Annotated in this window: 10 protein-coding genes; 6 read left to right on the top strand and 4 right to left on the bottom strand. The window is 69.3% G+C overall.

Annotated features, from left to right (window positions below; genetic code table 11):
* Positions 1-9: 9 nt before the first annotated feature.
* Together AB0M48_RS04290 and AB0M48_RS04295 are read left to right on the top strand one after the other, a co-directional pair.
* Positions 10-1,281 (top strand): hypothetical protein, encoded by a 1,272-nt coding sequence (locus AB0M48_RS04290; RefSeq protein WP_363835866.1) that lies wholly within the window; start codon positions 10-12, stop codon positions 1,279-1,281.
* Between the two features lie 39 nt (positions 1,282-1,320).
* On the top strand, positions 1,321-1,707 hold the full coding sequence (locus AB0M48_RS04295) for an SgcJ/EcaC family oxidoreductase (protein ID WP_258948424.1): 387 nt from the start codon (positions 1,321-1,323) through the stop codon (positions 1,705-1,707).
* Here AB0M48_RS04295 and AB0M48_RS04300 read toward each other — a convergent pair.
* From AB0M48_RS04300 to AB0M48_RS04310, 3 genes are all read right to left on the bottom strand, one after another.
* Entirely contained in the window at positions 1,704-2,747 is a 1,044-nt protein-coding gene (locus AB0M48_RS04300; RefSeq protein ID WP_363835868.1) for a chitinase, read from the bottom strand. The genes AB0M48_RS04295 and AB0M48_RS04300 overlap by 4 nt on opposite strands.
* 590 nt (positions 2,748-3,337) lie before the next feature.
* Positions 3,338-4,282, bottom strand: a complete 945-nt coding sequence (locus AB0M48_RS04305) for an SDR family NAD(P)-dependent oxidoreductase (protein WP_363835869.1) — start codon at positions 4,280-4,282, stop codon at positions 3,338-3,340.
* Positions 4,279-5,226: an SDR family NAD(P)-dependent oxidoreductase gene (locus AB0M48_RS04310; protein ID WP_363835870.1), complete on the bottom strand. Its 948-nt coding sequence runs from the start codon at positions 5,224-5,226 to the stop codon at positions 4,279-4,281. Before AB0M48_RS04310 ends, AB0M48_RS04305 begins: the two co-directional genes overlap by 4 nt.
* A 111-nt stretch (positions 5,227-5,337) precedes the next feature.
* Between AB0M48_RS04310 and AB0M48_RS04315 the strand changes: the two genes are divergently transcribed.
* Positions 5,338-5,889, top strand: coding sequence for a helix-turn-helix domain-containing protein (locus AB0M48_RS04315; RefSeq protein ID WP_363835871.1), 552 nt, complete (start codon positions 5,338-5,340; stop codon positions 5,887-5,889).
* Here AB0M48_RS04315 and AB0M48_RS04320 read toward each other — a convergent pair.
* Positions 5,825-6,295 carry a MarR family transcriptional regulator gene (locus tag AB0M48_RS04320; RefSeq protein ID WP_363835872.1) on the bottom strand — a complete coding sequence of 157 codons (471 nt, stop codon included), beginning with the start codon at positions 6,293-6,295 and terminating at the stop codon, positions 5,825-5,827. The genes AB0M48_RS04315 and AB0M48_RS04320 overlap by 65 nt on opposite strands.
* A gap of 66 nt (positions 6,296-6,361) precedes the next feature.
* Between AB0M48_RS04320 and AB0M48_RS04325 the strand changes: the two genes are divergently transcribed.
* Genes AB0M48_RS04325 through AB0M48_RS04335 form a run of 3 tightly spaced genes read left to right on the top strand, consistent with a single transcriptional unit; the run spans position 6,362 to position 9,551 of the window.
* Positions 6,362-6,895: an FAD-dependent oxidoreductase gene (locus AB0M48_RS04325; protein WP_363835873.1), complete on the top strand. Its 534-nt coding sequence runs from the start codon at positions 6,362-6,364 to the stop codon at positions 6,893-6,895.
* Between the two features lie 11 nt (positions 6,896-6,906).
* On the top strand, positions 6,907-8,433 hold the full coding sequence (locus AB0M48_RS04330) for an alkaline phosphatase D family protein (RefSeq protein ID WP_363835874.1): 1,527 nt from the start codon (positions 6,907-6,909) through the stop codon (positions 8,431-8,433).
* Positions 8,430-9,551 carry a hypothetical protein gene (locus tag AB0M48_RS04335; protein WP_363835875.1) on the top strand — a complete coding sequence of 374 codons (1,122 nt, stop codon included), beginning with the start codon at positions 8,430-8,432 and terminating at the stop codon, positions 9,549-9,551. Before AB0M48_RS04330 ends, AB0M48_RS04335 begins: the two co-directional genes overlap by 4 nt.
* The last annotated feature ends 116 nt before the right edge of the window (positions 9,552-9,667 follow it).

The raw sequence follows: 9,667 nt of genomic DNA on the forward strand, positions 1-9,667 counted from the left end.
ATTCCCGCCATGAACGTCCTGCTGGCATTCGCACTCACCGCGAGTCTCACGTCGCCGGTGCACCTGCCTCCCACCGCACCGTGCCCGGAGAACGTCCCCGCCGGCACCACCTGTTACGAGGGCCGGGACCCGAACGGCGCGTACTACACGATCGCCGTGCCGAAGAAGTGGAACAAGACGCTCGTCGTGCACTCGCACGGCGGCCCCGATCTCGGCGATCCCACGCCGGAGCGCACGCGTGACGACCTGAACCGCTGGTCGGTCATGGTCGAGGAGGGCTACGCGTGGGCCGGCACCTCGTACCGGCGCGGCGGGTACGGCACGCGGATGGCGGCCGAGGACACCGACAACCTGCGCAGGATGGTCGTCGGGATGCTCAAGCCGCACAAGGTGTACCTCCACGGGCAGTCGTGGGGTGGCAACGTCGCGGCGAAGACCATCGAGCTGTACAAGGGTTATGACGCGGCGCTGCTCACGAGCGGTGTCTTGGCCGGTGGTTCGCGCGGCTACGACTACCGCGTCGATTTGCGCGTGGTCTACCAGTACTACTGCGGCAACCACCCGCGGCCGTCCGAGGAGCAGTACCCGCTGTGGCAGGGCCTGCGTCCCGGCTCGACGATGACGACCGCCGGTCTGCGCAGCAGGATCGAGGAATGCCTTGGCGTGGCAGGCAGTCGCACGCCCGAGCAGCAGCAGAAGCTCACGGACATCCTCACGGTCACAAAGATCCCCGAGGAGACGCTGAACTCGCACCTGAACTTCGCGACGTTCACGTTCCGCGACATCGTGCACAACCGCCTGGGCGACCGGAACCCCTGGAGCAACACGGGTGTGGTGTACAAGGGTTCGCACGACGACGCGGCGCTGAACGCGGGCGTCGAACGCTTCGCCGCCGACCCGGCGGCCCGCGCCGAACTGGCCTACGACAGCGACCTCACCGGCAAGATCGACATCCCGGTCCTGACGGTGCACGCGATCGGCGATCCGACGGCGTTCGTGGAGCACGAGTCGGCTTATCGCGACGTCGTGGCGAAGGCGGGCCGCTGGTACAACCTCGTGCAGGCCTTCACGACCGAGGCGACGCACAGCGCGTTCAGCGACTCCGAGTACGCCGCGGCCATGCAGTCCCTGTCGGCCTGGGAGAAGTTCGGCGTGCGTTCCAACCCGTTCCTCATCTCGTACGCCTGCCCCGGCCACGACCAGAAGTACGGCACCGGCTGCTTCTACAACCCCTGGTACCGGCCGAATCCCTACGAGTCCCGGGTGGCGCCCCGAGAATGACTTGACCTCCATCATGGTCGAGGTACGACGATCTTGACCATGACCGACATCGCAGAGATCGAGAAGCTCGTCGCCACCGTCCAGCACTCGCAGCAGAACGAGCTTCCCGAGGAGTTCATCGGCCTGTTCCGCTCCGACGCGATCTGGACGACCGCGCACGGCAAGCGGCTCACCGGCCGTGACGAGATCGCCTCCTTCACCCGCCAGGTCCTGCCCGGCGCGGCGAAGGAGGCGACCGCCACGTACGAGGTGGCCCACGTGCTCTTCATCCGGCCCGACGTGGCGGCCGTCAAGATCCGCCAGCGTCCGGTCCGGCCCGACGGCACTCCGATCCTCGACCAGAACGAAGGTTCACCGCTCTACGTCCTGTCCAAAGAGGACGGAGCCTGGCGGATCGCCGCCGGGCAGAACACCATCGTGCTCTAACGCCCCTGCAACGACTTCACCTTGTCGCCGAAGGTCCAGTTCTTCGAGCCGTCCCAGTTGATGGACCAGGTCATGAGCCCCTTGAGCTGGCCACCGAAGCTGTTCCACGCCTGCCCGACCAGCGTGGGGCTCATGTAGCCGCCGCCGGCGCCGGGCTGCGCGGGCAGCCCGGGAACCTGCTTGTCGTAGGGCACCTTGATCGTGGTGCCCTGCACGACCAGGCCCTTGTTCAGGCACTGCGTCTGCGCCACGAACCCCTGCACGGTCCCGGCCGAGTAGCTGTCGCCGGAGCAGCCGTACATGGAACCGTTGTAGTACTGCATGTTCAGCCACCACAGACGGCCGTTGTCCGCGTACTTCTTGACGATCGGCAGATAAGCACCCCAGATCGAGCCGTACGCGACGCTGCCGCCCGTCACGTACGCGGTCTCCGGCGCCATGGTGAGCCCGAACCCGGACGGCATGGCCGCCAGCACACCGTCGATGATGCGCACGAGGTTCGCCTGCGACGCCGACAGCTGGTTGATGTTGCCGCTGCCGACCAGGCCGGTCTCGATGTCGATGTCGATCCCGTCGAAGTTGTACTTCTTCAGAATCGGCACGACGGTCGCGACGAACCGGTCGGCCACAGCGGCCGAACTCAGGTCGATGCCCGCCGTCGCGCCGCCGATCGACAGCAGGATGGTGGCCCCGGCCGCCTTCGCCGCACACATCTCGGCGGGCGTCGCGACCTTCACCCCGGCGTCCATGCCGTCCTCCCACAGCACGGTGCCGTCGGAGCGGATCACGGGGAACGCCGCGTTGATCACGTTGTAGCCGTGCTGCTTGATGCGGCTGTCGGTGATCGGGGTCCAGCCGAACGGCGGGTGCACCCCGTTGGACGCGCCGTCCCAGTTCTCCCAGTAGCCGTGCAGGACCTTGCCCGCGGGGCGGGGTTTGAGCGCGCACGTGTCGGCTGCCTGGGCGGTGGACGGAACGAGCATCGTGCTCATGAGCAGAAGCAGGGCTGCCAGTGCCCTGGGCAACAAGCGGGCAGACATTCGCTCACCTTTCGCTTACAGGCGGCGACCCGCTGTCATTGAAGCACGAAATGGTCCAGACCTCTACCGGGTCAGGTGGGCGGGTGGCGACCACCGGCGGGCGGAGGGCTGGAGGTAGGGCCGGGGCACCGAAGGTGGAGCCTGGCGGACGTGATGGGCGGCGCCCTGGGGACGCGGAGCCGGACGAGACGGGTGGCGCGAGAGGTGAAGCGAGCGGAGAGCCGGAACCGGGGCAGCTGTCGCGTGCCAACCATCCGGCCTCCGCCTGATGGCCCTGTGGAGGCGCGACTGCGCATGGCCGAGCAGTGGCGTAGGAGCCGAAAAGACGGTGCGGCAAGGGGAACTCGGTCGTCAACGCGCGAGGAGTCGGCTGCGTTTCATTGAGAGGGCGGCGGAAGCCCGCAGCGGCGAAGCAGCCCTGGCCGCATAGCCAGGTCGCCCGTCGACCTGGCTCGACAACCTCCGGACCCCCCATTCCGCGCCGCCCGTCGCCCAGCCCGCGCGTCACCCCGCGCCGACGACCACCCACCAGGCCAACCCGACTCCCCCGCCGCTTCGGACTGGTCTGGCTTCGCCGTCGAGGCGGAGGCTCAGGCCGCCTTCAGGGACCAGAGGATTTCCTCGGAGACCTTCCACAGCCGGGCTGCCGCTTCCGGATCCTGGGCGTACGGGGCCACGCCGCGCAGGTGCGAGCCGCCCGCGACCGGCTCTGCCTCGTTGCAGTCCTCGAAGTACCTGCCCGAGATGCCGTCCAGCAGCGGGGTCGTGGCCACCACGAGGGTGGTCGCGGCTCCCTGTTCCGGCGTCTTGACGCGGCGGGTGGCCGCTGCGCCACTGCGGCGGATGCGCTCCTGCAGTTCCTCGGTGGTGAGGTGGCGCTGGAGGTTGGTGGCGATGCTGCCGGGCATCAGGGCGTTCATGGTGATGCCCTCGCTTGCCCAGCGCGGGCCGGCCTCCACGCCGAAGAGGATGTTCGCGGTCTTCGACTGGCCGTAGGCCTGCCAGCGGTCGTACTCGCGGCGCCCGTAGTGGATGTCGTCGAACACGACCTCACTCATCAGGTGGGCGGAGGAGCTGACGTTCACGACTCGGGCGCCTTCGGCTCGCAGGGAGTTGAAGAGGCCCAGGGTCAGGGTGAAGTGGCCGAAGTGGTTCGTGGCGAACTGGAGCTCCCAGCCCTCCGGGGTGCGGGTCAGCGGGGTGGCCATGACACCCGCGTTGTTGATCAGCAGGTGCAGCGGGCCGTCCCAGGTGCGGGCGAAGGCCTTCACGGAGGACTGCGAAGCCAAGTCCACGTGGGCCACCGAGAGGTGCTTGTTGCCGGTGGACCTGGACAGGGAGGCCGCCACGCGCTGGGCCGCGTCGATGTCGCGGGCCGCGATCGTCACCTCGGCGCCGGCCGTGGCCAGGGCCCGGACGGTCTCCACGCCGATGCCCGAGGCGCCGCCGGTGACGATGGCCCGGCGGCCGGTCAGATCGGCGGTCGCCGCCACCTCCAGGGCCGTCGTGTCGAAGCCGAATCCTGTGGTGATCATGCCTGCACCTTCAGCGTTTCCTCGGAGACCTTCCACAGCTGGGCGGCGGCCTCGGGGTCGGCCGCGTAGGCGGCCAGGCCGGTGGTCGTGCCCTCGGCGTGCGGAAGCGCCTCGTTGCAGTCTTCGAAGTAGAGGCCCGAACGGCCCTCCACCAAGGGGGACACGGCGAGCACCAGCGTGGTGGCCGCGCCCTGCTCCGGCGTCTTGAGCCGGAGCGGGTTGCCCCCACCACCGCGCAGCCTGATGCGCTCCTGCAGCTCCTCCTGCGAGATGTGGCGCTGCAGCGCCGTCAGGATGCCGCCGGGCATCAGCGCGTTCATCGTGATGCCGTCGCCGGACCAGCGGCGGCCCGCCTCCACGCCGAACAGCACGTTCGCGGTCTTGGACTGGCCGTAGGCCTGCCAGCGGTCGTACTCGCGGCGCTCGAAGTGGATGTCCTCGAACACCACCGGGCTGCTCAGGTGGCCTGCCGAGCTGACGTTGACCACGCGGGCGCCCTCGGCGCGCAGCGCGTCGAACAGGCCTAGGGTCAGCGTGAAGTGGCCGAAGTGGTTCGTGGCGAACTGGAGCTCCCAGCCCTCCGGCGTGCGCGTCAGCGGGGTGGCCATCACCCCCGCGTTGTTGATCAGCAGGTGCAGCGGGCCGTCCCAGGTGCGGGCGAAGGCCCTGACCGACTCCTGCGAGGTCAGCTCCAGCGGAGCGACCAGGACGCCGCTGTTGCCCGTGGTGGCGGACACGTCGGCGGCGACCCTGCGGCCCGCCTCGACGTCGCGTGCCGCGATGGTGACCTCGGCTCCCGCGGCGGCGAGCGCCCGCACGGTCTCGACGCCGATGCCCGACGCCCCACCGGTGACCACGGCGCGACGGCCCGAGAGGTCGACGCCCTCGACGACCTCGAGAGCCGTGCTCTCGAAACCGAACGGGGTGGTGATGCGCTCACTCATCTACTTCCCCAACCTGTGTCGTACACTGAAACGGAGGTGCCTCCGGTTCGAGTTCCACAGTAAACGGAGGGCCCTCCGTTTAGCAAGTGGCACACCCGTAGGAGTGATGAAGTGCGTGCAGACGCGGTCCGCAACCGAGGGCTGCTGATCGAGGTGGCGCTCGACGCGTTCACCCACGAGAAGGACGCGACGCTCGGCGCCATCGCCAAGAAGGCGGGCGTCGGGATCGGCACGCTCTACCGCCACTTCCCCACCCGCGAGGCGCTGATCGAGGCCGTCTACCGCACCGAGTTGGAGAAGCTCTGCGACGCCGCGCCCGAACTGCTCGAGACCCACGAGCCCGCGGCGGCGCTGCGGGAGTGGATGGACCGCTTCATCGCCTACGCCGCGACGAAACGCGACCTCAAGGACGCGCTGCAGGCGGTGATCGCGCTGGGTCTGAACCCGTTCGAGCACAGCCGCGCGAAGATGGCCGAGGCCGTCCAGACCCTGCTGACCCCGCTGAACGCGCGCACGGAGCCCATGGACCTGATGGCGCTGCTGATCGGCGTCGCCCAGAACGGCGACCCGGATCAGGCGAAGCGGATGCTCGACCTGATCATGAACGGGGTTCTCCACGACGCTGCCGCTCGAAGCGCTCCACCAGCATCGGCGCCTCGTTGAGCAGGAACGTGTAGAAGTCCCGCATGTACTCGAGCCGGTCGTGCGCGCGGCCGGGCCCGACCGCGTCGACCCCCTTCTCCACGGCACGCAGCACGTCGTCGACGACGGAGTGCTGACGCGAATAGAGCGTCGTCCAGGCGTTGTCGCGCATCCGGAAGTGCTCACGCCGGCTGCCCGCGACGTGGATCCGCTCGATCAGGCCCATCTGAGCGACCATCTTGATCGCGCCGGACACCGAGCCCGCGCTCACACCCAGCTCCCCGGCCAGATCGCCGGCGGTCAGCGTGTCCTTCTCGGCGAACAGGAACGCCGCCAGCGCCCGCGCCCCCATCCGCTGCATCCCGGCGCCGACCAGCGTGAGCGCCAGGTGCTCGGCGGCCTCCCTGCGCTCTGTCTCGCCCGTCACAGTCACCCTGTCTTCAGAAATTTCTGAACGTTCGCTAGCCTCAATCCTAGGGGGAAGGGGCTGGTCATGGCCACTGCGTTCACCGGCACAGCACTCGTCGTCGGCGCGGGGATCGCCGGTCTCGCCACCGCGCTCAGGCTCGCCCGCAGCAGGTGGGAGGTGGTCGTGCTGGACCACGGCGCACCCCGTGACCCCGTCCCGATCACCGGCCCGGACCGCCACGCGGCCAGACGGCTCGCGGCGCTTCCCCACGACCTGCGCTACGAGACCCGCCACAGCAGGGTCGCCGCACTGCACCCCGACCAGTTCGGTGTCACGGTCGCGTTCCACGACCACGACGACGAGTGGTTCGACATCGTCGTGTGCGCCCAACCGTGCTGCGAGGCCGAGCGATTACCCGGTCTGCGCCTCGAAACCTGGTCCCGCGACCACGTCGCCCTGCTCTACCGCGCCGTCCGCGACACCGGCCTCCCGCTCAGCGCCGCCGAGCTGCTCGCCGACGCGTTCGACATCCACACCGACGACCGCGCCGCTCTTGCTTGGTGGGAGACCACTCTGAAGCCGCACGCAATTAGGCGCGCCTTTACCCGCGTTCGGTAAGCCTGTGGGTCATGACCACGTTACGGAGACGCACCTTCATCGTGGGCGGCCTCGCGGGAGCGAGCGCCGCGGCCAGCATCGGATTGGCGTCCTCCGCCCCGGCGAACGCCATCGGCTACCCGTTCACCCTCGGAGTCGCATCCGGCGAACCGGCGGCCGACGGGTTCGTGATCTGGACCCGCCTCGCCCCGAACCCGCTGAACGCCGACGGCCTCGGCGGAATGCCCAACACCAACACCGCCGTCGAGTGGCAGGTCGCCACCGACGAGCGCTTCACCGCCATCACCCGCACCGGCACGTTCACCACGACCCAGGCAAGCGCTCACTCCGTGCACGTCACCCTGACCGGCCTGGAGCCGGGACGTGAGTACTGGTACCGCTTCCGCACCGGCGGCCACATCTCCCCCGCCGGCCGCGCCCTCACCGCGCCGGCGGTCGGCACGCAACCCGAACTGACCATGCTCTTCGCCTCGTGCTCGCACTACGAGGAGGGCTACTTCACGGCCTACCGCCGGATGGCCGAGGAACACCCCGACCTGATCCTGCACCTCGGCGACTACATCTACGAAGGCGGCGCCACCACCACGAAGGTCCGGCAGTTCGCCCCCGCCACCGAGATCAGCACGCTCGCGAACTACCGCGTCCGCCACGCCCAGTACAAGACCGACCCGGACCTGCAGGCCGCGCACGCCACCGCGCCCTGGCTCGTCGTCTGGGACGACCACGAGGTCGAGAACAACTACGCCGACCTCGTCCGCAACGACAGCAGCCCGGCCGGCGACTTCACGGCACGCCGCGCGGCCGCCTACAAGGCCTACTACGAGCACATGCCGCTGCGCAGCGCCCAGGCGCCGAGCGCGGAGAACATGCTGCTGCACCGCAGGGTCCGCTGGGGCAGCCTCGCCACGTTCCACATGCTCGACACCCGCCAGTACCGCAACGACCAGGCGTGCGGCGACGGCACGAAGGTCTGCCCCGCCGCCGACGACCCGGCCCGCTCGCTCACCGGCACGTCGCAGGAGACGTGGCTGATCGACGGCCTGCGCCAGAAGCTCGGCACGTGGGACTTCCTGGGCCAGCAGGTGTTCTTCGCGCAAAGGCTCGCCGCCGCGGACGGGTCCAAGAGCATGGACTCGTGGGACGGCTACACCGCCAACCGCACGCGGATCCAGAACGCCTGGGACGCCAACGGCAACAAGGGCACGGTCGTGCTCACCGGCGACGTGCACCGCAGCTGGGGCGCGAACCTCATGCAGAACTACGGGACCCAGAACCGGATCATCGGCACCGAGCTCGTCACCACCTCCATCACGTCCGGTGGTGACGGCAACGCGGCCGACAACAGCCTCAACCCGACGCTGAACCCGCACGTGAAGTACTTCAAGAACCTGCGCGGTTACGTCAAGACCCGCACCACTTCGGCCGAGATGCGCGTCGACTACCGCGCCGTCGACAAGGTCACCGTCCGCGACTACCCGGTCAAGACCGTCGGCAGCTACGTCGTCGAGTCCACCAACCCCGGATTGCAGGCGCCGTGAAGACATTGCTGCTCGCGAGCCTGCTGCTCGCCCCGGTTCCGATGACGTGGTCCACGGTCAACAGCGAGTCGACCGGCGACCAGGACAACGCGTCCGTCTCGACCTCCCGCAACGGCTACACCGCCGTCGTCTGGGAGGACGACCGCGACACCACCGCCCCTGAGGACCCGGTCCACTCCGACGTCTGGATCCGCCTCTACAAAGAGGGAACGTCGGTCTACGAGAAGAAGCTCTCCACCGGTGGCACCGGCACCTGGCGCCACTGGCAGCCGGACGTGTCGGTGCGCGAGGACGGCAGCGCCGTCGTCGTCTGGTCGGAGGACCCCGACGGCAACGGCTACTACAACATCGCCGTCCGCTCCGTCAGCGCGTCCGGAACCGTGTCCGGCTCCGGCACGGCCAACGCGAGCGCCGACGGCCAGCAGTACTTCCCCAGCGTCGCGGCGGATCCCGACAGCGGCGGCTTCGCGGTGACGTGGGAGGACAAGCAGGGCACCGCCGCGCCCACCGTGCGGGTGAGCGTGTTCGCGTCGATCAGCTCCAAGTCCTACGAGGCGCAGGTCAACAACGCCGGCGGCACCCACGCCAAACCCCAGGTCGCGATGGGCGCGGCGGGCAACGCGATCGTGGTGTGGGAGGCGGACGCGAACGTCGCCCGCAAGATCGTCACCCCGGCCGGTGGCGTGAAGCAGGCGCAGACCACGACGGGGCCGGGCAAGCGCCCCGCCGTGGCGGCGAACTTCAACGGCGACTTCGCCGTCGCCTGGGAGCAGTCCGGTGTCCGCACGCAGTCGTTCACGGCGGCCGGGACCTCACGCGGTGCCGTGGCGCAGACCACCGGCACCGACCCGCAGATCGGCATCGACGACCAGCTCGGCGTCGCGGTGACCACGGCGGAGGCCCAGGACGTGCACACCAGCGTCTACAACCCCGACGGGAGCACCACGGGCCGTCCCGCACGGCAGCTCACGGTCTCGAACGCCACCGGCAGGCAGGACGAGCCCGCCGTGGGCGTCGACCCGTGGGGCCGCGTCACCGTCGTCTACACCGACGACAACGACGGCAACGGGCACGACCAGATCTACCTGGGTACCGGCCTGAGCACCCAGCAGTGGTGAGCTAGTGGTGCGGCTCGGAACGTTGCCGGGCGAATTCGCGGTCAGACAGGTGCATCGCGGCGTCGCCCCACCACCACCAGCAGAGGTTTTGAGCGGGGGGGGGGGGGGCGGCGGGC

Origin of the sequence: Lentzea sp. NPDC051208, assembly GCF_040682435.1 — a bacterium.
GTDB lineage: Bacteria > Actinomycetota > Actinomycetes > Mycobacteriales > Pseudonocardiaceae > Lentzea > Lentzea kristufekii.

What these genes read in the sequence shown, in the direction of transcription:
- AB0M48_RS04310 (WP_363835870.1), bottom strand. Translation starts at nt 5,226, where the DNA reads ATGAGTGAGCGCATCACCACCCCGTTCGGTTTCGAGAGCACGGCTCTC.
- AB0M48_RS04325 (WP_363835873.1), top strand. Translation starts at nt 6,362, where the DNA reads ATGGCCACTGCGTTCACCGGCACAGCACTCGTCGTCGGCGCGGGGATC.
- AB0M48_RS04305 (WP_363835869.1), bottom strand. Translation starts at nt 4,282, where the DNA reads ATGATCACCACAGGATTCGGCTTCGACACGACGGCCCTGGAGGTGGCG.
- AB0M48_RS04330 (WP_363835874.1), top strand. Translation starts at nt 6,907, where the DNA reads ATGACCACGTTACGGAGACGCACCTTCATCGTGGGCGGCCTCGCGGGA.
- AB0M48_RS04300 (WP_363835868.1), bottom strand. Translation starts at nt 2,747, where the DNA reads ATGTCTGCCCGCTTGTTGCCCAGGGCACTGGCAGCCCTGCTTCTGCTC.
- AB0M48_RS04290 (WP_363835866.1), top strand. Translation starts at nt 10, where the DNA reads ATGAACGTCCTGCTGGCATTCGCACTCACCGCGAGTCTCACGTCGCCG.
- AB0M48_RS04295 (WP_258948424.1), top strand. Translation starts at nt 1,321, where the DNA reads ATGACCGACATCGCAGAGATCGAGAAGCTCGTCGCCACCGTCCAGCAC.